Genomic DNA, 22,286 nt, shown 5'->3' on the forward strand with positions numbered 1-22,286 from the left:
GACAAACACGCTATGAAAATTTTTTCATTTCGCAAATGGAGCCAGATCACAAAATGGACAAAAGGCTAAAAATCACCGAAATCGCGGCCCGCACGCAGCTCTCGATCAGCACCGTTTCGCGGGTGCTGGCGGGGAAAGCGAATACCAGCGAAAAAGCGCGTGCAAAGGTGCTGGCGTGCGCGCGCGAGCTGGGGGTAATGGACGGCATGGCGGCAGGGCGTCTGCTGCTTAACAGCCTGGTGGTTTTTGCCCCTCAGCGGGCGTTTGACGAGCGGTCCGACATCTTTTACTACCGCGTGATCCAGAGCGTAAGCAAAGCACTTGCCTCCCACGAGGTCCGGTTGCGCTACTGCGCGCTGGAGGAGAACGACAGCGACGCCCAGCTGTTTCTGACGCGGATGAACGAGCCGGACACCCAGGCGGCCATTCTTCTCGGTATTGACGATCCGCATATCCACGATCTGGCGGTAGACGTGGGCAAACCCTGCATGCTGATTAACTGCCGGGACCGCCGCATGCGCCTGCCTGCCGTCGCCCCGGATCACCGCGCCATCGGCGAGCGGGCGGCGGAGTACCTGTTCGAGATGGGGCACCGGGAGGTAATGAACGTGCTGTGCCTGCGGCGCTACACCATGGAGCAGCGCCTGTCGGGGATCCGCGACGCGTGGCAGTCTCACAACCTGGCGTTCAACGACAGGCGCGATCTGCTGGTGGTGCCGAGCTTCAGCGCCAGAGAGACGGAGCAGCTGGTGAGCGATTGGCTAAATCAGCAGCAGGGAAAAGACCTGCCGACGGCGTTCCTGGTTGGCGGCGACTTTATGGCGGCGGGCACCATCAGCGCCTTACAAAACCACGGCCTGCGCGTGCCGCAGGACGTCTCGGTGATGAGCATCGACGGCTTTAACCTGGCGGCGATTCAGGATGTTCCATTAACGGCCGTGCATGTTCCCCGCGATGAGCTGGGAACGGAAGCGGTACACATGCTCCAGCAGCGGCTCATGCGCCTGGACGCGCCGGTAGGCACATTGCTGCTGAACGGCACGCTGGCCGTGCGGGAATCGGTACGGCGGATACGTCAGGGGAAACGACGCACCGCCGTGGAGCGGGAAGGGCTGTACGACAGCTAGACCATGCCCAGCGCGCGTTTGCCGTGGATGTTGAGATCGTTCACGGTAAAGCGGTCCTGCCAGGTTTTTTCATAATCCTCGCGCGGGAAGTCTCCCGGCGACGCGCCGGTTTCCAGCGCTTCCTTGACCTTCTTCGCATAGGCGAGGTTTTTCTCGCACATCGGTGCGGCGGGGATGTACATCACGTTGCCCCAGCCCTGCTGATCTTCCACCGGCGCGACGGAGTGGATCACATCGCAGTGCCACCACACCGAATCACCCGCCTCCAGCGCCGGAATGCTGGTCAGCGCCTCGATAAGCAGCGGGTGCCACTTCTCGGAAACCGGCAGCACGCGCCCCGGCGCCACGCCGCACAACTCGTCTTCCGGCACGTCGTCCAGCAGCGGACGCAGCAGAATGTACGCCATTGCTTCCGGGATCGGCACCACGTGCAGCAGCCCCTGGCCGGGGATCATGTCCGACAGCGCCGTCCAGCCCTGGAAGGTGCGGAACACCGAGCATTTGGTGGTGTTATCGACGGTATACTCTTCCACTTCGGTACGGTGCGCGGCGTTCCACGGGTCGTACTTGTCGACGTTGCCGTCAAACACGCGGGCGAAAACCTGCTGGTATGCCGGCAGCAGCCAGCGCTCCAGCGCGCCGGAGTCGGTATGCGCGCCCAGCCCTTTCGAGGTGGTTCCCGGCGGACGGCGGCGGATACGATCCGGGTAAATCACGCTCACGTCCGGGTCGAACCACTGCTTGCCGTTGCTCTCGAACGTCCATAAGCGGTTCAGGAACGACTGCACCTGCGCCATTTCTTCGCTCTGGCGCGCCTGCATTTGCGCCTGCGACCAGTAGATCGGGTAAATCTCCGGACGGGAAGCGCTCAGGGTGCCGAAGAAGTTATCGCCTGGCCCTTTGTACACCTCATCAAACTTGTTCAGATCGAGGTAGTCGAGCATCGACTGATCCCACGCCAGCGCCTGCTCGCGCGGGAAGTGACCTTTAATCACCGCGCAGCCGCGGCGCTTAACGGCCTCGCGCTGTGCGTCGGTAATCGTGCCGTTTTTCACATCGTTAAGCGGAATCACCGGCCAGACGGATTCACCTTTATTTTTAAGGGCGTTAATTTCCGCCACTCGGGTGGCAATGCTGTCGCTGAGCTTGTTGAACACCGCCTGCACGTCACCGATCTGCGCGCGTAACTCACGTTTCAACTGACGGATTGCCGCTTTGTGATCCGCTGGCAAGGTTTCACTGGTAAAGGTCATAACTGCCTCGCATCTTTCATTCGAAAGTAAAAGTGTCTACAAGTGATACTTTAAGTTAAAAATAAGTTAATGCAAGTTTAAAAACTTGACCTGCGCCACAGGACGGGAAAATGAGTGAGGGTGCCGGAGCAGGGCTCCGGCGAGAAGAGGATCAGGCGTCGAACGGGGAATGGTTGTCGAGCACGGCCTGAATGACGTTCAGCGCGCCGTGATGGTTGTTGTCATCGGTGCTGTAGCGGCTGATTTCTTTGATGCTCTCTGCCGCGTTACCCATAGCAAAGGAATATTTCACCAGCTTCAGCATCTCGGCATCGTTGCCGCTGTCGCCAATCGCCACGCACTCTTGCGGAGAAATTTTCCAGCGCTTCAGCAGACGGCTGATGCCGTTCGCTTTGTGCAGGCCGGGGATAATTAAATCGACAAAGCCAAAGCCGCTGGTGACCGGCTTCATGATGCCGTCCAGGGAGACGTGGAGTTTATCCACCAGATTAGGAATATCGCTGTCCGGCAGGTTCAGGGAGAACTTAAACAGCACGTCGTCAATGTCGCGGTAATCGCTGATGCGCTTTAAGCGGTGGTAGTGCTTTGACATTAGCGCCACGAACGCGTCTGGCGCTTTATCGCTGACGTAGGCGCTCTCCAGCCCGCAGGCCACGAAGTTCAGCCCTTTGTCTTTCAGCAGTTCGCCAATCACGATCTGTGATTCATGGCGGGTCAGCTCGCCGTGAAAAATCTGCTCGCCGCGATCGAACACCAGCGCGCCGTTTTCCGCCACGAAGGAGATCCGATCTTTAAGCTCCGGAAAGAAGGAGATGAGCTGGTAATACTGGTTGCCGCTGGCGACAACAAATTCAATGTCGCGGGCTTTAAGCTGTTCAAACTGTGCCTGGAAGCGGTCACGATCGTACTGCTTGGCATCATCAAGGAAAGTTCCGTCCATATCGGTGACGATAACTTTAACGGTCATACTGTGCTCCTGGGTCACTGCGTTTTGAAACATTCTAATAACAAGGTGACGAGGAGCACAAATTTAATTTCGAATGAAAGTCAGAAAGCCGGGTGGCGGCTTCGCCTTACCCGGCCTACGGGGAGACTCTGTAGGCCCGGTAAGCGCAGCGCCACCGGGCGTTTTCTTACAGCGTATGCTCAGTACGGGCGATAATATCGTCCTGCGCATCCGGCGACAGGGCGGTGAAGAACGCCGAGTAACCCGCGACGCGCACTACCAGGTCGCGGTACTGGTCCGGGTGTTTCTTCGCCTCCAGCAGCGTTTCGCGCGAGACGATGTTGTACTGGATATGCCAGCCCTTATGCACCTCGAAGAAGGTGCGCAGCAGCACCATCAGCTTCTGGCGATCGCTGTCGTTTTCCAGCGTTGACGGGTTCAGCTTCTGGTTCAGCAGCACGCCGCCGAGAATCGCTTCCGTCGGCAGTTTGCCCACCGAGCCAATTACCGCCGTCGGGCCGAGGTGGTCCGTACCCGAAGCCGGGCTGGCCCCTTCCGCCAGAGGGGTATGCGCCTTACGTCCGTCCGGTGTCGCCATCGTCGCCGCGCCAAACGGCACGTTCGCGGAGATGGAAGAGGTGCCCGCGTAGTAGTTACCGCCAATCGGGCCGCGGCCGTGGCGCGGGTTATGGTACTGCTTCAGCTCTTCAATGTAGGTCTGATAGGCGCGGGTCAGCAGCATATCCACGCTGTCGTCGTCGTTGCCGTACTTCGGCGCGCCGTTGATCAGGCGCTGACGCAGCTGCTCGTGGGTCAGGCCATCGAAATCATCGGCCAGCGCCGCCGCCAGCTGCTGCTGACCGATAGTGCCCTGTTCGAACACCAGCTTCTTCACCGCCGCCAGGCTGTTGCCGAGGTTGGCGATGCCCACCTGCAGGCCGGACACCCAGTCATACTTCGCGCCGCCCTGCTTGATGCTTTTCGCGCGCTCGATGCAGTCGTCCACCAGCGCCGAGCAGAGAATATCGTGGACGTTCTCCTCCAGCATAGTGTCCACGACGTACTCAATCTCGATGGATTTGCGGGTGTAGTAGCGGATCTGGGTATCCCACGCCGCCATCACCTCCTCGAAGTTATCGAAGTTACCGGCAGAGAGGGCTTTCTCCTGCGGCAGGAACACCTTGCCGCTGGTGGCGTCGCGGCCGCCTTCCAGCGCGGCCAGCATCACGCGGGCGAAGTTGATGAAGCTCATGCCGGTGCAGCGGTAGCCCCACTTGCCGCCCACCGCGGTTTCGATGCAGCCAATGGCCGCGTAGTCGTAGGCGTCGTCGCGCTCAACGCCGAGCTTGATGAATTCCGGAATGACGATTTCATCGTTGTTGAACGCCGGCATCCCGAAGCCGCAGCGGATCACCTGCACGCAGGCGTCGAGGAAGTCGTTGCTCATGCCCGCGTGGTAGCGCACGCTCAGGTTCGGCTGGGTGGAGCGCAGACGGCCGCAGGATTCCAGAATCGCGTACGAGAGCGGGTTCACCGCGTCCATCGGCTCACCGTTGACCAGCTTCTGGCCGCCGATGGTGACGTTCTGGTACAGCGGGCTACCGGCGGAAGCCTTCGAGTGCGAGCCGGAGCGGATCTTATTCACTTCCAGCAATTTCAGCCAGCAGCTGTGCAGCAGCTCGATGGCGTGTTCGCGATCCAGGCTCTGGTTCAGCTCCACGTCGCGGCGGTAGTACGGATAGAGATACTGGTCCATACGCGCGAAGGAGACGGAGTGGCCGTTGGACTCAATCTGCAGGATCAGCTGAATGAAGTAGCACAGCTGCAGCGCCTGCCAGAAGGTTTTTGGCGGCTCGTGGGCGATTACGTCACAGTTTTCCGCCATTGCCAGCAGCTCGTCGCGGCGGCTTACGCGGGTTTCGGTCGCGGCCATTTCGCGCGCCAGGTCGGCAAAGCGTTTGATGTGCAGGCTCACCGCTTCCAGCACGATATCAATTGCCTTCAGGAACTGATCGCCGTGCAGGTCTTCCAATACCGTCAGGTTGATGCGTGAGCGGCGCTCGGCCACTTTGGCGCGCAGGCCGTCGAGACCTTTCTCCAGCACCAGCGGGAAGTTAACGGCCAGGTGCGCGTCGCCGGAGGTCATGTTGCCTTCGGCTTTGATGATGCCGGTTTCCAGCAGGCCTTTCTGCTCGTCGGTGAACATGCCGTAGCAGCGGTCCTGCACCGTCTGGCCGCGCCACCACGGGCAGATTTCATGCAGCACGCGCTTGTTCTCTTCGCTCACCGCAAAGCCCGCGCCCGGACGGTCCGCCAGGTCGTCAATCTCTTTCTCAATCCAGGAGACGGTGTATTCCGGGAAGATCGGCGCGGCGCGCACTTCGCTTGCCTGGTTCCCGATGATCAGCTCGTCGTGCTTGATCCAGATGGTACGCTCGGCCAGGTGATGCGCCAGCGCCAGGGCGCGGCGCACCGGGATCGGCTTGTCCATGTGCTGCTGGTACATTTCGGTGTAATGCTGGGCGCGCTCGGTACAGACCGGCGGCTTCACGATATGCACCAGGGCCGTTTTGTGCGCCTTAATGCGCTCGCTGAGGGTGTTGAGATTCAGGGTGGTCATAGGTTTATCCTCGTAAGGTCGCGGTTAACCCTTTCTGGCAGGCGTACTGCTGCGCGAAGTCCAGCAGGGCAGGGTTATCCAGCGGTTTGTCAGGGGCAGAGTAGGGTTGGCCGAGCAGGGTGTATTTGTTCATGCCCAGCGTGTGATACGGCAGAAAATGAATATCGTCGACGCCGAGTTCATCGGCAGCGAAGTTGGTAATGGCGGTGATGGAGGCTTCATCCGCGTTGAAGCCCTGGATCAGCGGCACGCGGATGGCGATCGTTTTCCCGGCGGCGGCCAGGCGCTTCAGGTTGTCCAGGATGCGCTTAGCCGAACCGTCCGTCCACTGCTTGAAAACGTCTCCGTCGACATGCTTCAGGTCGGCGAGGAACAGATCGACGTACGGTAATGACGGCTCGATATAGTGCCACGGCACGTGAAGGCAGGTTTCGACGGCGGTGTGGATACCCTGGTCGTGGCTGGCTTTAAACAGCGCGTGCGCCAGCTCCGGGTTCATAAACGGTTCGCCGCCGGAGAGGGTGATCCCGCCGCCGCTGCGGTCGTAAAAGGGTTTATCGCGCAGTACGGTCGCCATGATCTCCTCGACCTGCTTTTCTTCGCCGCAAACGGTCAGCGCCTGCGTCGGGCAGCAGTCGGTGAGGGCATCAAGCGTCTCTTCACTCAGCTTTTCGCGGTGGATGACCAGGCCATTCAGCGCGCGTTCGATGCAGCCCGGTGCCGCCTGCTGGCACAGGTCGCAGCCGTTCAGGCACAGACGCGCATCAAACAGCACGTCCCGGCTGCGGGAGCGGCTTTCCGGGTTCTGGCACCAGCGACAGCCCAGCGAGCAGCCTTTCAGGAACACCACGGTACGTATACCGGGGCCGTCGTGGGTAGAGTAACGCTGAATATTGAAGATCATGTTTTCCGCCTCTCATCTTGCATATGAAGATTAAATTACTTTCGAATGAAAGTTATCTTGATGCAGGTCAACTCTTGAGCAGGTTTTGTCGTGATAGGGTAAGTGCAGGCTAATTTGAGGGTGACATCATGGAACTTTATCTCGACACATCTGACGTTGCGGCAGTCAAAAAGCTGGCGCGAATCTTCCCGCTGGCGGGCGTGACCACCAACCCAAGCATTGTGGCGGCCGGTAAAACGCCGCTCGACGAACTGCTGCCCGCGCTGCACGACGCGCTGGGCGGCAAGGGCCGTCTGTTTGCGCAGGTAATGGCAACCACCGCCGAAGGGATGGTGGAAGACGCGCGCAAGCTGCGCGCCATCATTAACGATCTGGTGGTGAAGGTGCCGGTGACCGCGGAAGGGCTGGCGGCTATTAAGATGCTGAAAGCGGAAGGGATCCCGACGCTGGGCACGGCGGTCTACGGTGCCGCGCAGGGGATGCTCTCCGCGCTGGCGGGGGCAGAGTATGTGGCCCCTTACGTTAACCGCGTGGACGCGCAGGGCGGGGACGGGATCCAGACCGTGGTGGAATTACAGCAGCTGCTGACGCTGCACGCGCCGCAGTCAAAGGTGCTGGCCGCGAGCTTTAAAACCCCGCGTCAGGCGCTGGACTGCCTGCTGGCAGGCTGCGAGTCCATCACGCTGCCGCTGGACGTGGCGCAGCAGTTTATTACTTCCCCTGCGGTGGATGCGGCGATCGTGAAGTTTGAGCAGGACTGGCAGGGGGCGTTTGGACGGACGTCCATCTGACGCGGTTGCCGGGTGGCGCTAACGCTTACCCGGCCTACGTTCGAGCCGTTGTAGGTCGGGTATGGCTAAGCCGCCACCCGACTTTTTACTGACTACACACCTCACACCCCGGATTACGCATCAGCTTCATCTCGCGGAACTGGCAGGTCATCGCGTCATACATCACGATTTTCCCCGCGGCGGGCGTGCCGTAATTCGTCAGCACCTTGATCGCTTCCATTGCCTGCAGTGAACCAATCACGCCGACGAGCGGCGCCATCACGCCCGCCTCAACGCAGGTCAGCGCATTCTCGCCAAACAGACGGCTCAGGCAGCGGTAACAGGGTTCACCCTCAGCGTACGTGAAGACGCTGATTTGCCCCTCCATGCGGATCGCCGCCCCGGAAACCAGCGGCGTTTTATGAGCAAAACAGCCCGCGTTGAGCTGATTACGGACGGTGACGTTATCCGTGCAGTCCAGGACCAGATCGTGCCGGGCAATCTGCGCGGAGAGCGCGTCGTCATCCAGCATTGCGTCAATCAGCGTGAACTGAACGTGGGGGTTGATGCGCGCCAGCGCAGCCCTTGCGGATTCCACTTTCGGCTGGCCCACCGTCGCGTCGCTGTGCAGCGTCTGGCGCTGCAGGTTGGACACCGACACGGTATCGAAATCCAGCAGCGTCATGCTTCCTGCGCCCGCCGCGGCAAGGTACTGCGCGGCGGCGCAGCCCAGCCCGCCCAGCCCGACGACCAGCACGCTGGCCGCCTTGAGCGCTTCCTGACCTTCGAAATCAAACCCGCGCAGCACAATCTGGCGGTTGTAGCGCATCATCTCCGGGTCGCTCAGCTCCACCGTCATGTCAGCCTCCGAACAGGTGGTTAAAGCGCTCGACCTCAACCCATTCGCCGGCTTCCACGTTGCCGCGCTCGCGCTCCAGCACGATGAAGCAGTTGCCCAGACTGAAGGAGCTGAAAATGTGCGAGCCCTGATGTCCGGTGGTGCTCACTTCGAGCTCGCCGTCCGCACCGCGCGCCAGAATGCCGCGCTGGAAGTCGAGACGGCCCGGCGATTTTTTCAGCCGCGTGGCGGCACGCACGCGCAGGCGTTCCGGCAGCGGGCTGGCCTTGTTGCCGGAAAGCTTCGCCAGCAGCGGGATCGCCAGCTGGTAGAAGGTCAGCGCGGCGGAGACCGGGTTACCCGGCAGGCCGCAGAACCAGCTGTGTGGAAGCTTGCCAAACGCGAACGGTTTGCCCGGCTTGATCGCCAGCTTCCAGAAGGCGATTTCGCCCAGCTCTTCAAGCAGGGTTTTGGTGTAATCCGCTTCGCCCACGGAGACGCCGCCGGAGCTGATGACCACGTCGGCGGATTTATCCGCCTCGATAAACGCCGCGCGCAGTTTTTCCGGGTCGTCAGGAATGATGCCGAGGTTAATCACCTCGCAGCCCAGCTGCTCCAGCATCAGGTGTACCGCCAGGCGGTTGGTGTCGTAAATCTGGCCGTCCTGCAGCGGCTGGCCCGGAAGCTGCAGCTCGTCGCCGGTGGAGAAAACGGCGACGCGCACTTTGCGGATAACGTCAACTTCCGCGATGCCGAGCGAGGCCAGCACCGGCAGCTCCGCCACCGTCAGCCTTTGCCCGGCGGCAAAAACGGTCGCGCCGAGGGTGATGTCTTCGCCCGTGCGGCGGATGTTCTGGCCCGCTTTGACGCTGGCGGTAAAACGCACCCCGTCGTCGGTCTGTTCGGTCTCTTCCTGCATGACGACAGCGTCGCAGCCAGCCGGAACCGGCGCGCCGGTCATGATGCGCACGCAGGTGCCTGCAGGCCATTCCCCGCTAAACGGCTGACCCGCAAAGGCTTTACCCGCCACCGGCAGGGCGTTACCCGTCTGGAGATCCGCCAGGCGTACCGCGTAACCGTCCATCGCGGAGTTATCAAACCCCGGCACGTTGAGCGGGGAGACGATATCGCGTGCGGCAATACGGCCAAAACAGCGCACGAGGGGCAGCGTCTCAACGTCATGCAGCGGGGAAACTCGGTCAAGCATCTGCGTGAGTGCCGTCTCAAGCGGCATCAGTCCGGCGGTAAAATCCATGGTGGGCTCCTGCGGAGTAACAACGAAAGCGTCCATTATGGCAGAAAAGTGCGGCTAACTGTATGACCGGAGGGTGTACGCTTTACATCACTGTTACGTCTTTCTATATTCAAAAATCATCTGAAGTTTCGTCGACGATAATGATATTTATAGAAAAAGCCGCAAAACAGGCTAACGGGTGATGCGAATGGTTAAGGCGGTAATCGCAATTCATGGCGGGGCCGGGGCAATCACCCGTGCACAGCTCACTCCTGAGCAGGAAAAGCGCTACATCGACGCGCTGTACGCCATTGTCGAAACGGGCCAGAAAATGCTGGAAGCGGGCGAGAGCGCGCTGGACGTGGTCACCGAGGCGGTACGCCTGCTGGAGGAGTGCCCGTTATTTAATGCGGGGATAGGTTCGGTCTTTACCCGGGATGAAACCCACGAGCTGGATGCCTGCGTCATGGACGGTATCTCCCTGAAAGCGGGGGCCGTGGCAGGCGTCAGCCACCTGCGTAACCCGGTGCTGGCCGCGCGTCTGGTGATGGAAGAGAGCCCGCACGTGCTGCTGACGGGCGCGGGGGCAGAGAGGTTTGCCTTCGAACACGGAATGGCGCCGGTATCGCCCGATCTGTTTTCCACAGAGGCGCGCTACCAGCAGCTGCTGGACGCCCGTTCGGCGGGTATGACGCAGCTTGACCATACTGCGCCGCTGGATGAGCGCAGCAAAATGGGCACGGTCGGCGCGGTGGCGCTCGACAAAGCGGGCAACCTCGCGGCGGCAACCTCCACGGGCGGGATGACCAACAAGCTCCCCGGACGCGTGGGCGACAGCCCGCTGCCGGGCGCCGGCTGCTATGCCAATAACGCGACGGCGGCGGTGTCGTGTACCGGCACCGGGGAAGTCTTTATTCGCGCCCTCGCGGCCTACGACATTACCGCGCTGATGGATTACGGCGGCTTAAGCCTCAGCGAAGCCTGCGAGCGCGTAGTGATGGAGAAATTACCTGCCCTGGGCGGCGTCGGCGGGCTGATTGCGGTGGATCGCGAGGGCAACGTGGCCCTGCCGTTCAACAGCGAAGGCATGTACCGCGCCTGGGGCTATGCCGGCGATGAGCCGAGCACGGGGATCTATCGTGAATAAGGGGGCAGCGCGTGCCGCACAGTGAAGAGCTGGACAACCGCGAAGTGCTGGCTGTCCATCAGCTGAATATTGCGTTTCAGGAAGAGCGGCAGTTCATCCCCGCAGTACAGAATTTATCGTTCACGCTCAGGCGCGGCGAGACGCTGGCGATTGTTGGCGAATCCGGCTCCGGGAAATCGGTCACCGCGCTGGCGCTGATGCGCCTGCTGGAACAGACGGGCGGGCAAATCAGCAGCGAGAAAATGCTGCTGCGCCGCCGTAACCGTCAGGTCATTGATTTAAATGAGTTGAGCGGTTCGCAGATGCAGGGCGTGCGCGGGGCGGACATTGCGATGATCTTTCAGGAGCCGATGACCTCCCTGAACCCGGTTTTCCCGGTCGGGGAACAAATCGCCGAGTCCATCCGCCTGCATCAGGGGCTAAGCGGTGATGAAGCGCTCAACGAGGCCCGACGGATGCTGGAGCTGGTGCGCATTCCGGAGGCGCAGGCCATCCTGAGCCGCTATCCGCATCAGCTTTCCGGCGGCATGCGCCAGCGGGTGATGATTGCCATGGCGCTCTCGTGCCGTCCAGCCGTGCTAATTGCCGATGAACCAACGACGGCGCTGGACGTGACGATTCAGGCGCAGATCCTGCAGCTCATCAAGGTGTTGCAGCAGGAGATGGAGATGGGGGTGATTTTCATCACCCACGATATGGGCGTGGTCGCCGATATCGCCGATCGGGTGCTGGTGATGCACAAGGGCAGCGCGGTGGAAACCGGCCCGGTCGAGCAGATTTTTCACGCGCCCGCGCATCCTTACACCAAAGCGCTGCTGGCGGCGGTTCCGCGCCTGGGGGCGATGAACGGCAGCGATCTGCCGCGTCGTTTTCCGTTGATTTCCCTGGAGGCGTCTGAGCCGCAGGAGGAGGAACGCGAGCAGGACACCGTGGTGCCGGGCAAGCCCATTCTGGAAGTGCGCAATCTGGTCACGCGTTTTCCGCTGCGCAGCGGCGTACTGAACCGCGTAAAGCGCGAAGTGCACGCGGTGGAAAACGTCAGCTTCGACCTTTGGCCGGGCGAAACGCTGGCGCTGGTAGGGGAGTCCGGCTGCGGTAAATCCACGACCGGGCGCGCGTTGCTCCGTCTGGTGGACGCGCAGGAGGGGAGCATTACCTTTAACGGCGAGCGCATTGATACCCTTCCTGACAGCAGGCTGCAGGCGGTGCGGCGGGATATTCAGTTTATTTTTCAGGATCCGTATGCCTCCCTCGATCCGCGACATACGGTGGGGTATTCGATCATGGAGCCGCTGCGGGTGCATAACCTGCTCGACGGCGAGGCGGCGCAGCGTCGCGTGGCCTGGCTGCTGGAGCGCGTTGGCCTGAAGCCGGAACACGCCTGGCGTTATCCGCACGAGTTTTCCGGCGGGCAGCGGCAGCGTATCTGCATCGCCCGCGCGCTGGCGCTGAACCCAAAAGTGGTGATTGCGGATGAATCCGTCTCGGCGCTGGATGTCTCTATCCGGGCGCAAATCATCAATCTGCTGCTGGATTTACAGCGGGATATGGGGATCGCCTTCCTGTTTATCTCGCACGACATGGCGGTGGTTGAGCGCATCAGCCATCGCGTGGCGGTGATGTTTATGGGGCAAATCGTGGAAATCGGGCCGCGAAGGGCGGTATTTGAGAACCCGCAGCACCCGTACACCCGCAAGCTCATCGCGGCGGTCCCGGTCGCCGATCCGGCGCATCGTCACGGCCAGCGCGTGCTGTTGCAGGATGAAATGCCGAGCAATATTCGTAAACGCGGCGAGGCCGTGGAGCGCGTGGCGCTGCGTGAGGTCGGTCCGGGTCATTTCGTGGCTCCCCCGCGTCAGGACAATGCCTTTTCGCGGTTATAACTTTCAACAGGCAGGAGAACATAATGGTTACATTTGTAGCGCGTAGATGGTTGTTAGCCGCGAGCGTGACGGCAGCCCTGGCCGCTGCCCCCGCGTTCGCTGCCAAAGATGTGGTGGTCGCCGTCGGCTCTAACTTCACCACGCTGGATCCGTATGACGCTAACGACACGCTCTCCCAGGCGGTGGCGAAATCGTTCTACCAGGGCCTGTTTGGCCTGGATAAAGAGATGAAGCTTAAAAACGTGCTGGCGGAGGGGTACACCGTTTCGGATGACGGGCTGGTGTACACCATTAAGCTCAAAACCGGGGTGAAGTTCCAGGACGGCACCGACTTTACTGCCGACGCGGTGAAGGTAAACCTGGATCGCGCCAGCAATCCTGAGAACAGCCTCAAGCGTTATAACCTCTATAAAAACATCGCCAAAACCGAGGTGGTCGACCCGGCGACGGTAAAAATCACCCTGAAAGAGCCGTTCTCCGCGTTTATCAATATCCTGGCGCACCCGGCGACGGCGATGATTTCCCCTGCCGCACTGAAGAAATACGGCAAGGAGATCGGCTTCCACCCGGTGGGTACCGGTCCGTACGAGCTGGTCACCTGGAATCAGACCGATTTTGTGAAGGTGAAGAAATACGCGGGATACTGGCAGAAAGGGCTGCCGAAGCTGGACACCATCACCTGGCGTCCGGTAGTGGATAACAACACCCGTTCGGCGATGCTGCAAACCGGCGAGGCGCAGTTTGCCTTCCCGGTCCCGTACGAGCAGGCCGCCATTCTGGAGAAAAACAGCAAGCTGGAGCTGGTCGCCAGCCCGTCGATCATGCAGCGCTACATCAGCATGAACGTCACGCAAAAGCCGTTCGATAATCCGAAGGTGCGCGAAGCCATTAACTATGCCATTAACCGCCAGGCGCTGGTGAAGGTCGCTTTTGCGGGCTATGCCACCCCGGCCACCGGCGTGCTGCCGCCGGCTATCGCGTATGCGCAAAGCTATCAGCCGTGGCCGTACGATCCGGCCAAAGCGCGCGAGCTGCTGAAAGAGGCGGGCTATCCGAACGGCTTTAGCACCACGCTGTGGTCGTCGCATAACCACAGTACCGCCCAGAAGGTGCTGCAGTTTACCCAGCAGCAGCTGGCGCAGGTGGGGATTAAGGCGCAGGTTACCGCCATGGATGCCGGACAGCGTGCGGCAGAGGTCGAGGGGAAAGGGCAGAAAGAGAGCGGGGTGAGGATGTTCTACACCGGCTGGTCGGCCTCGACGGGTGAAGCCGACTGGGCGCTGTCGCCGCTGTTTGCCTCACAGAACTGGCCGCCAACCCTGTTCAATACCGCGTTCTACAGCAACCCGCAGGTGGACAAAGACCTGGCCGATGCGCTGAAAACCACCAAACCGGAGGAGAAAGCACGCCTCTACAAGGACGCGCAGGACATCATCTGGAAAGAGTCGCCGTGGGTGCCGCTGGTGGTGGAGAAACTGGTGTCAGCCCATAACAAAGCGTTGACCGGGTTCTACATCATGCCGGATACGGGCTTTAGCTTTGACGATGCGGATTTAAAATAACGCCCATGCTGAACTATGTTTGTAAACGCCTGCTGGGGCTTATCCCGACGCTGCTGATTGTGGCGGTGCTGGTGTTTTTGTTTGTCCATATGCTGCCGGGCGATCCGGCGCGTCTGGTTGCCGGGCCCGAAGCGGATGCCACGGTCATTGAGCTGGTGCGTAAACAGCTGGGTCTTGACCAGCCTCTGTATAGGCAGTTTCTGCACTATATTGGCAACGTTCTGCAGGGTGACTTTGGTATCTCGATGGTGTCGCGTCGTCCGGTGTCGGAAGAGATCGCCACCCGCTTTATGCCCACGTTCTGGTTAACGATAGCCAGCATGAGCTGGGCCGTGGTGTTCGGACTTGGCGCCGGGATTGTGGCGTCCGTCTGGCGTAACCGCTGGCCGGACAAGCTCGGCATGGCGCTGGCGGTGACCGGCATCTCCTTCCCGGCGTTCGCGCTGGGGATGCTGCTGATGCAGATCTTCTCCGTTGAGCTGGGCTGGCTGCCCACCGTCGGGGCCGATACCTGGAAGCATTACATTCTGCCCTCAATGACGCTGGGGGCTGCCGTGTCGTCGGTGATGGCCCGCTTTACCCGCGCCTCGTTCGTTGACGTGCTGAGCGAAGATTATATTCGCACCGCGCGGGCGAAAGGGGTCAGCGAGAAGTGGGTCATCCTCAAGCACGGGTTCCGCAATGCGATGATCCCGGTGGTGACGATGATGGGGCTGCAGTTTGGCTTCCTGCTGGGCGGCTCTATCGTGGTGGAAAAGGTCTTCAACTGGCCGGGGCTGGGACGTCTGCTGGTCGATTCCGTCGAGATGCGCGACTATCCGGTGATTCAGGCGGAAGTCCTGCTTTTCTCGCTGGAGTTTATTCTTATCAACCTCGTGGTGGACGTGCTCTACGCCGCCATTAACCCGGCCATCAGGTATAAGTAAGATGCGATTATTGAACTGGCGGCGTCAGGCCGTATTAAACGCCATGCCGGGGCTAAAACCGGACCACATCCGCACCCCGTGGTCTGAATTCTGGCGGCGCTTTCGCCGTCAGCCGGTCGCGATGACCGCGGGGCTGTTCGTGCTGCTGCTGATCGTGGTGGCGATCGTGGCGCCGTGGGTGGCGCCGTTTGATGCGGAAAACTATTTTGACTACGACCGCCTGAACGACGGGCCCTCAATGCTCCACTGGTTCGGCGTGGACTCTCTCGGGCGGGATATCTTTAGCCGGGTGCTGGTGGGGGCGCAGATCTCGCTCGCCGCCGGGGTGTTTGCGGTGCTGATCGGCGCGACCATTGGGATCGTGCTGGGGCTGGTCGCCGGCTATTACGAAGGCTGGTGGGACCGCATCATCATGCGCATCTGCGACGTGCTGTTTGCCTTCCCCGGCATTCTGCTGGCGATTGCCGTGGTGGCGATCATGGGCAGCGGCATGGCCAACGTCATCATTGCGGTCGCGGTGTTTTCGATTCCGGCCTTTGCCCGCCTGGTGCGCGGCAACACGCTGGTGCTGAAACAGCAGACCTTTATCGAGTCGGCCCGCAGTATGGGGGCCAGCGACGCCACAATTCTCTTCAGCCATATTCTGCCGGGGACGGTGTCGTCTATCGTGGTCTACTTCACCATGCGTATCGGCGTGTCGATAATCTCGGCGGCCAGCCTGTCGTTTCTGGGGCTGGGGCACAGCCTCCGACACCGGAGTGGGGCGCGATGCTGAACGAGGCGAGGGCCGATATGGTGATTGCGCCACACGTGGCGATCTTCCCGAGTCTGGCGATTTTCCTGACCGTGCTGGCGTTTAACCTGCTGGGGGATGGGCTGCGCGACGCGCTGGATCCGAGGATAAAGGGGTAGTGCAGTGAAATGTGCCGGGTGGCGGCTACGCCTTACCCGGCCTACAAAAGCGGAGTGGGGAGATTAAACCCGGCTACCCCACAGGTCATACTCATCCGCGTTTTCAACCTTCACGCGAATAATATCACCCGGCTTAACGTTGGTTTCGCCATTCAGGTACACCGCACCGTCGATTTCAGGGGCGTCCGCCATGCTGCGGCCAATCGCGCCTTCTTCGTCCACTTCGTCGATGATAACCATGATCTCGCGGCCCACTTTCTCCTGCAGACGTTCGGCAGAAATCTGCTGCTGAAGCTGCATGAAGCGGTTCCAGCGCTCCTCTTTCACCTCTTCCGGCACCTGGTCCGCCAGCTCGTTGGCGGTTGCGCCTTCCACCGGGCTGTACTTGAAGCAGCCTACGCGGTCCAGACGCGCTTCTTTCAGGAAGTCGAGCAGCATCTGGAAATCTTCTTCGGTTTCACCCGGGAAGCCGACGATGAAGGTCGAGCGCAGGGTCAGGTCCGGGCAGATCTCACGCCACTGTTTGATGCGCGCCAGCTGGCGGTCAACGGAGCCAGGACGTTTCATCAGCTTCAGGATACGCGGGCTGGCATGCTGCAGCGGGATGTCCAGGTACGGCAGAATTTTGCCTTCCGCCATCAGTGGGATCACGTCGTCAACGTGCGGGTACGGGTAAACGTAGTGCAGACGCGTCCAGATACCGAGTTTGGACAGCTGCTCGCACAGGCCGACCATGCTGGTTTTCACCGGCTCGCCGTTGTGGAAACCGGAGCGGTGCTTAACGTCCACGCCGTAAGCTGAGGTGTCCTGGGAGATGACCAGCAGTTCCTTCACGCCCGCATCGGCCAGACGTTTGGCTTCCGCCAGCACTTCGCCGATTGGACGGCTCACCAGATCGCCACGCATGGACGGGATGATGCAGAAGGTGCAGCGGTGGTTGCAGCCTTCGGAAATTTTCAGGTACGCGTAGTGGCGCGGCGTCAGCTTCACGCCCTGTTCCGGCACCAGGCTCAGGAACGGGTTGTGCTTGGGTTTTGGCACGTAGTGATGAACATGTTGCAGCACCTGCTCGTAGCTGTGCGGGCCGGTAATCTCCAGCACCTTCGGGTGCACTTCGCGGATCTGGTCTTCTTTCGCGCCCAGACAGCCGGTCACGATCACTTTGCCGTTTTCGGTCAGCGCTTCACCGATGGCTTCCAGTGACTCCTGGACCGCGCTGTCGATAAACCCGCAGGTGTTAACGATCACCATATCGGCGTTGTCGTAGCTTGGCACCACGTCATAGCCCTCGGTGCGCAGTTCGGTCAGGATGCGTTCTGAATCCACCAGGTTTTTCGGGCAGCCCAGGGAGACGAAGCCGATTTTCGGCTGGTGCGTAACATTGCTCATAGGTTAAAAATTCATCAATTATGGAGTTATCAGGGCGGGATTTTACAGCGTATCGCGGGGGATTTATACACTCTTTGCAAGGCGGATGCGCCGGGCAGAGGTTGTAACATTGTAAATAATGTTAATCAGTTAATAAAAATTGATCCCAGGCATTAAACTGTACAAAAAATGTACTTATCCTGACTATGCACAATGGCTGACAGAGGAGGAAAGAGCATGACCGTTGACAGACTAAAACGCGATCTGCTGAACAAGCTGATCAACGCCCGAATCGACCTGGCCGCGTACCTGCAGTTGAGGAAGGCAAAAGGGTATATGTCAGTCAGCGAAAGCGAACATCTGCGTGATAACCTGTTTGAACTTTGCAATTTCATGCGTGAAAAAGCACCGGCCCTGCAGGCGAACTACGGCGAAAGTGAAGAAGTCGCGCTGCGCCGCGCCGCCGAGGTGCTCTCCATTGCAGGGGTGTGTCTGATGAACGGACGCCACGACTGCCCGAATTTTATCGCCGTAAACGCGGAGAAGCTTGAAAACTGCCTGACAACGCTCTCTCTATGCATCATGTGCCTGAACGAGCACAAACAGCTTGAACAGCACTGATCCCGGGGGAGGCAACTCCCCCTTCTGCTTAAGCTTTTGTAAAAGTGGTAACGCGCCCGGACGCAGTGGCTAATCTTTATGCCATATGCCGATAAAGGAGCGCATTATGCCTCGATCCTCGCTGATTTTCCTGCCTGCGTTATTCATTCCGTTTTCACTTCTTGCTGCGCCAGAGGCGGTGAAGGTCGAGGTGCTGCAAAACAGACTCGATCACCCCTGGTCCCTGGCGTTCCTGCCGGATAATAACGGGCTGCTGGTGACCCTGAAGGGCGGTCAGCTCAAACGCTGGCAGGCCGGAAAAGGGCTCTCCGATCCGATTGTCGGCGTACCGAAGGTCTGGGCAAACGGGCAGGGAGGATTGTTGGATGTGGTGCTGGCGCCGGATTTTGAAACGTCGCGCCGCGTCTGGCTGAGCTACGCCGAGGCCGGGCATGACGGCAAAGCCGGAACGGCGGTAGGCTTTGGCCGCCTGAGCGACGACTATTCCCGCATCGAGGGATTCCAGGTGGCGTTCCGCCAGATGCCGAAACTCTCAACCGGTAACCATTTCGGCGGACGGCTGGTGTTCGACGGCAAAGGCTCCCTCTTTATCGGACTCGGCGAGAATAACCAGCGTCCCACGGCGCAGGATCTGGATAAATTGCAGGGGAAAGTGGTGCGCCTCACCGAAGACGGAAAAGTCCCGCCGGATAACCCCTTTGTGAATACCCCCGGTGCGCGACCTGAAATCTGGTCTTACGGCATTCGCAACCCGCAGGGGATGGCGATGAACCCCTGGAGCGACACGCTGTGGCTGAACGAGCACGGCCCGCGCGGCGGGGATGAGATCAATATCCCGGAGAAGGGTAAGAACTACGGCTGGCCGCTGGCAACGCACGGCATTAACTACAGCGGTTTGAAAATCCCGGAAGCCAAAGGCGAGCACGTTGAGGGCACCGAGAAGCCGCTGTTCGTCTGGAAAGTCTCACCCGCGGTAAGCGGCATGGCGTTCTACAACAGCGACGTCTTCCCGCAGTGGAAAAACAAGCTGTTTATCGGCGCGCTGAAGGAGAAGGACGTGATCGTGCTGAGCGTGGAGGGTAACAAGGTGACAGAGGACGGGCGCATTCTGGGCGACCGGGATCAGCGTATTCGGGATGTGCGGGTGGGGCCGGATGGGTATCTGTATGTCCTGACCGACGAGACGGACGGGCAGCTGTTGAAAGTCAGCCCGTCCGGCGCGTAATCAGGTAACCGGGATCATCACGACGTTACGGTACGCCGGGCGATCGCTCAGCTGTTTAAGCCAGCGCTCCAGGTGCGGGCGCGGCGTCCACTTCAGGCCCATGTTGGTCAGGTTCCAGACGAACGGCGCCACGGCGATATCGCCGGTGCCGAACGCCTCGCCGGAGAACCAGGCGTGCTTCGCCAGCTCGTCATCCATCATCGCAAACAGATTTTCGCAGGCATCCTGCGCGGCGTGAATCGCGGGATAATCGCGTTCCGCTTCCGGCGTGCGGATAAGCCCCATCAGGATCACGCGGTGGGTTGGGGACAGCGTCTGGTTCGCCCAGTCCATCCACTTTTCGCCCTGGGCGCGGCGGGCCGGGTTTTCTACCCAAAGGCGGCCCTGACCGTACTGGGCGGCGAGGTAACGCACAATCGTGTTGGACTCCCAAAGCGTCGCGTCCGTTTCATCATCGCGCAGCAGTGGCACCAGGCCATTCGGGTTCATGGCCAGATAGTCGGCCTCCTTGTTCACGCCGAACGCCATGCCTGCCATGATTTGATTGAACGGTAAATCCAGCTCTTCCAGCGTCCAGAGCACTTTCTTAACGTTGGTCGAATTATTCCTGCCCCACAGCGTAATCATATTTACTCCCGATGAGATGTGAATCCGAATCAGCTTTTCGCCATGGTGAGATAAACCTAACAATTACGCAACAGAAGACAAAAAAATCGCCTTAATCAAAGCGTATCTGAATGTTATTGCATAAACTTTAATAACTTTACCCTCGTTGGGTTTCTTTAACGGTTTTAGTGCGCTATTACTCATCGCTTCTTGCGACACGGTGATGTGACGTAATTTTTGAATGGACACTCGGGTGGCATTTATGACGCGTAAAATGACTTCTCTGCGCAGCCTGGCGGCAGGCTCTGCGCTTCTTTTCCTGTTTGCACCAACGCTCTACGCAGCTGAACAGGCTGCGCCCGAAGCGCCGCCTGTGGATGCGCGCGCCTGGATCCTGATGGACTACGCCAGCGGTAAAGTGCTGGCGGAAGGGAATGCGGATGAGAAACTCGATCCGGCAAGCCTGACCAAAATCATGACCAGCTATGTGGTGGGCCAGGCGCTGAAAGCGGGCAAGATCAAGCTGGACGATATGGTGACCATCGGGAAAGACGCCTGGGCGACCGGCAACCCGGCCCTGCGCGGATCTTCCGTGATGTTCCTGAAGCCAGGGGATCAGGTCTCCGTTTCCGATCTGAATAAGGGGGTGATTATTCAGTCGGGAAATGATGCGTGCATCGCGCTGGCCGACTACGTTGCCGGCAGCCAGGATTCTTTCATTGGCTTAATGAATGGTTACGCGCAGAAGCTGGGCTTAACCAACACCACGTTCAAAACGGTTCACGGCCTGGATGCGCCGGGCCAGTTCAGCACCGCGCGCGACATGGCGCTGCTGGGGAAAGCGCTGATCCACGACGTACCGGATGAATACGCCATCCACAAAGAGAAAGAGTTTACCTTCAACAAAATTCGCCAGCCGAACCGCAACCGCCTGCTGTGGAGCAGCAACGTCAACGTGGACGGGATGAAAACCGGCACCACGGCGGGTGCAGGCTATAACCTGGTGGCCTCCGCGACCCAGGGCGACATGCGCCTGATTTCGGTAGTGCTGGGCACCAAAACCGACCGCATTCGCTTTAACGAATCAGAAAAACTGCTGACCTGGGGCTTCCGCTTTTATGAAACCGTGACGCCGATTAAACCGGATGCCACGTTCGTCAGCCAGCGCGTCTGGTTTGGTGACAAGAGCGAGGTGAACCTGGGCGCGGGTGAGGCGGGCTCGGTAACCATTCCGCGCGGCCAGCTGAAAAACCTGAAGGCCAGCTACACTCTGACCGACCCGCAGCTCACCGCCCCGCTGAAAAAAGGCCAGGTGGTTGGGACGATTGATTTCCAGCTTAACGGTAAGTCGATTGAACAGCGTCCGCTGATTGTGATGGAAGCAGTGGAAGAGGGCGGCTTTTTCAGCCGGATGTGGGATTTCGTGATGATGAAATTCCACGGGTGGTTTGGCAGCTGGTTTAGCTAAGTTTTTTGCCGGGTGGCGCTGCGCTTACCCGGCCTACGTTCGAGCCGTTGTAGGCCGGGTAAGGCGAAGCCGCCACCCGGCATAACCTCAATACATCAACTTCACCTGCTGCGCTTTCGCGTGGGCCACAATCTCGTCGTCCGGGCGGCAATCGCTGACGATGGCATCGAACTGCGCCAGCTCGCCCATTCTTGCCGGACGCACCTTACCAAACTTACTGTGATCGACCACCAGCACATGGTACTGCGCGGCGCTTAACGCCCAGTGCTTGACCGGTAATTCTTCCAGGTTAAAGCAGGTTGCCCCCTGACGCACATTGACGCCCGCGGCGGAATAAAACGCGATGTCCGGGCAGAGGTTGCTGAGCGTGTCCTGCAGGTTGAGCGGCTTAAAGATCGCGTTGCTGGCGTGAAACTCACCGCCGCAGAGGATCACCCGGCACTCGGGTTTCTCCTGAAGCGCCAGAAAGGTGTTCAGGGAATAACAGACGGCGGTAAACGGAATGCTGCTGTCGATGGCTTCGATAATCCACGGCGTGGTGGTACCGCAGTCAAAAAACAGCGTCTGGTGCGGCTGTACCAGGGAAGCCGCAAGCCGCGCGGCTTTGCGTTTCTCTTCCACCAGGCGCGTCTTCTGGTCGCTGATCAGATAATGGCTGGCGCTACGCGGCTCAAGCACAATGTATCCGCCCAGCAGCACGACGGGTGCGCTCTCGCTGTTCAGATCCCGACGAATGGTCATCTCCGAGACGCCGAGGAGGTTGGCGGCTTCCTTAAGATGCAGCTTATCGCTGCGCTTCAGCGCCTGTAGCAGCTGAGCAATGCGGTCATCGCGACGTGTTTCCATAGTTCCTCGGCATAAAAAAATGAACCCCCG

The 22,286-nt window shown here is 59.9% G+C and carries 18 protein-coding genes and 1 pseudogene; 10 read left to right on the top strand and 9 right to left on the bottom strand.

Translation table 11 applies throughout. From position 1 onward, the window contains the following. Positions 1 to 53 precede the first annotated feature (53 nt). Positions 54 to 1,127, top strand: coding sequence for a LacI family DNA-binding transcriptional regulator (locus tag BFV67_RS06580; protein WP_069598030.1), 1,074 nt, complete (start codon positions 54 to 56; stop codon positions 1,125 to 1,127). Here BFV67_RS06580 and BFV67_RS06585 read toward each other — a convergent pair. From BFV67_RS06585 to BFV67_RS06600, 4 genes are all read right to left on the bottom strand, one after another. Continuing rightward, the gene (locus BFV67_RS06585) at positions 1,124 to 2,380 is read right to left on the bottom strand and encodes a DUF1479 domain-containing protein (RefSeq protein WP_069598031.1); all 1,257 of its coding nucleotides are present in this window, start codon (positions 2,378 to 2,380) and stop codon (positions 1,124 to 1,126) included. The genes BFV67_RS06580 and BFV67_RS06585 overlap by 4 nt on opposite strands. A gap of 151 nt (positions 2,381 to 2,531) precedes the next feature. After that, entirely contained in the window at positions 2,532 to 3,347 is an 816-nt protein-coding gene (locus tag BFV67_RS06590) for a Cof-type HAD-IIB family hydrolase (RefSeq protein ID WP_008501192.1), read from the bottom strand. A gap of 166 nt (positions 3,348 to 3,513) precedes the next feature. Further along, complete coding sequence (locus BFV67_RS06595; RefSeq protein ID WP_069598032.1) at positions 3,514 to 5,946, bottom strand: formate C-acetyltransferase/glycerol dehydratase family glycyl radical enzyme; 2,433 nt, start codon at positions 5,944 to 5,946, stop codon at positions 3,514 to 3,516. Between the two features lie 4 nt (positions 5,947 to 5,950). Further along, positions 5,951 to 6,850, bottom strand: coding sequence for a glycyl-radical enzyme activating protein (locus BFV67_RS06600; protein ID WP_069598033.1), 900 nt, complete (start codon positions 6,848 to 6,850; stop codon positions 5,951 to 5,953). 128 nt (positions 6,851 to 6,978) lie between these two features. Between BFV67_RS06600 and fsa the strand changes: the two genes are divergently transcribed. After that, positions 6,979 to 7,641, top strand: a complete 663-nt coding sequence (gene fsa, locus BFV67_RS06605; RefSeq protein ID WP_023326972.1) for a fructose-6-phosphate aldolase — start codon at positions 6,979 to 6,981, stop codon at positions 7,639 to 7,641. A gap of 85 nt (positions 7,642 to 7,726) precedes the next feature. On the opposite strand, the gene moeB is transcribed toward fsa, so the two are convergent. Next, positions 7,727 to 8,479: a molybdopterin-synthase adenylyltransferase MoeB gene (moeB, locus tag BFV67_RS06610; RefSeq protein WP_045417403.1), complete on the bottom strand. Its 753-nt coding sequence runs from the start codon at positions 8,477 to 8,479 to the stop codon at positions 7,727 to 7,729. A gap of 1 nt (position 8,480) precedes the next feature. After that, positions 8,481 to 9,713 (bottom strand): molybdopterin molybdotransferase MoeA, encoded by a 1,233-nt coding sequence (gene moeA / locus BFV67_RS06615; RefSeq protein ID WP_063418322.1) that lies wholly within the window; start codon positions 9,711 to 9,713, stop codon positions 8,481 to 8,483. A 187-nt stretch (positions 9,714 to 9,900) separates the two neighbouring features. Between moeA and iaaA the strand changes: the two genes are divergently transcribed. The 5 genes and pseudogenes from iaaA to gsiD all read left to right on the top strand — a co-directional run bounded on the left by iaaA (position 9,901) and on the right by gsiD (position 16,122). After that, positions 9,901 to 10,839, top strand: a complete 939-nt coding sequence (iaaA, locus tag BFV67_RS06620) for a beta-aspartyl-peptidase (protein ID WP_032622895.1) — start codon at positions 9,901 to 9,903, stop codon at positions 10,837 to 10,839. Positions 10,840 to 10,850: 11 nt separating this feature from the next. Further along, positions 10,851 to 12,722 (top strand): glutathione ABC transporter ATP-binding protein GsiA, encoded by a 1,872-nt coding sequence (gsiA, locus tag BFV67_RS06625; RefSeq protein WP_048961939.1) that lies wholly within the window; start codon positions 10,851 to 10,853, stop codon positions 12,720 to 12,722. A 23-nt stretch (positions 12,723 to 12,745) separates the two neighbouring features. Beyond that, complete coding sequence (gene gsiB, locus BFV67_RS06630; RefSeq protein WP_069598034.1) at positions 12,746 to 14,284, top strand: glutathione ABC transporter substrate-binding protein GsiB; 1,539 nt, start codon at positions 12,746 to 12,748, stop codon at positions 14,282 to 14,284. Positions 14,285 to 14,289: 5 nt separating this feature from the next. Next, positions 14,290 to 15,210, top strand: a complete 921-nt coding sequence (gene gsiC, locus BFV67_RS06635; protein WP_069598035.1) for a glutathione ABC transporter permease GsiC — start codon at positions 14,290 to 14,292, stop codon at positions 15,208 to 15,210. Between the two features lies 1 nt (position 15,211). Next, positions 15,212 to 16,122: pseudogene (gene gsiD, locus BFV67_RS06640) on the top strand (glutathione ABC transporter permease GsiD). Positions 16,123 to 16,185: 63 nt separating this feature from the next. Here gsiD and rimO read toward each other — a convergent pair. Further along, positions 16,186 to 17,511 (bottom strand): 30S ribosomal protein S12 methylthiotransferase RimO, encoded by a 1,326-nt coding sequence (rimO, locus tag BFV67_RS06645; RefSeq protein ID WP_008501203.1) that lies wholly within the window; start codon positions 17,509 to 17,511, stop codon positions 16,186 to 16,188. A 216-nt stretch (positions 17,512 to 17,727) separates the two neighbouring features. Here rimO and bssR point away from each other — a divergent pair, with 216 nt between their 5' ends. Together bssR and BFV67_RS06655 are read left to right on the top strand one after the other, a co-directional pair. Then, positions 17,728 to 18,111: a biofilm formation regulator BssR gene (bssR, locus tag BFV67_RS06650; RefSeq protein WP_021240947.1), complete on the top strand. Its 384-nt coding sequence runs from the start codon at positions 17,728 to 17,730 to the stop codon at positions 18,109 to 18,111. Positions 18,112 to 18,217: 106 nt separating this feature from the next. Then, positions 18,218 to 19,336: a PQQ-dependent sugar dehydrogenase gene (locus BFV67_RS06655; protein ID WP_021240946.1), complete on the top strand. Its 1,119-nt coding sequence runs from the start codon at positions 18,218 to 18,220 to the stop codon at positions 19,334 to 19,336. On the opposite strand, the gene BFV67_RS06660 is transcribed toward BFV67_RS06655, so the two are convergent. Next, positions 19,337 to 19,963 (bottom strand): glutathione S-transferase family protein, encoded by a 627-nt coding sequence (locus BFV67_RS06660; protein WP_023326978.1) that lies wholly within the window; start codon positions 19,961 to 19,963, stop codon positions 19,337 to 19,339. A 241-nt stretch (positions 19,964 to 20,204) separates the two neighbouring features. On the opposite strand from BFV67_RS06660, the gene dacC reads away from it, so the two are divergent. Continuing rightward, positions 20,205 to 21,410: a serine-type D-Ala-D-Ala carboxypeptidase gene (dacC, locus tag BFV67_RS06665; protein ID WP_008501207.1), complete on the top strand. Its 1,206-nt coding sequence runs from the start codon at positions 20,205 to 20,207 to the stop codon at positions 21,408 to 21,410. Positions 21,411 to 21,497: 87 nt separating this feature from the next. On the opposite strand, the gene deoR is transcribed toward dacC, so the two are convergent. Then, positions 21,498 to 22,256, bottom strand: a complete 759-nt coding sequence (gene deoR / locus BFV67_RS06670) for a DNA-binding transcriptional repressor DeoR (RefSeq protein ID WP_023292922.1) — start codon at positions 22,254 to 22,256, stop codon at positions 21,498 to 21,500. Positions 22,257 to 22,286 lie beyond the last annotated feature (30 nt).

This window comes from Enterobacter roggenkampii, assembly GCF_001729805.1.
Taxonomy (GTDB): Bacteria; Pseudomonadota; Gammaproteobacteria; order Enterobacterales; family Enterobacteriaceae; genus Enterobacter; species Enterobacter roggenkampii.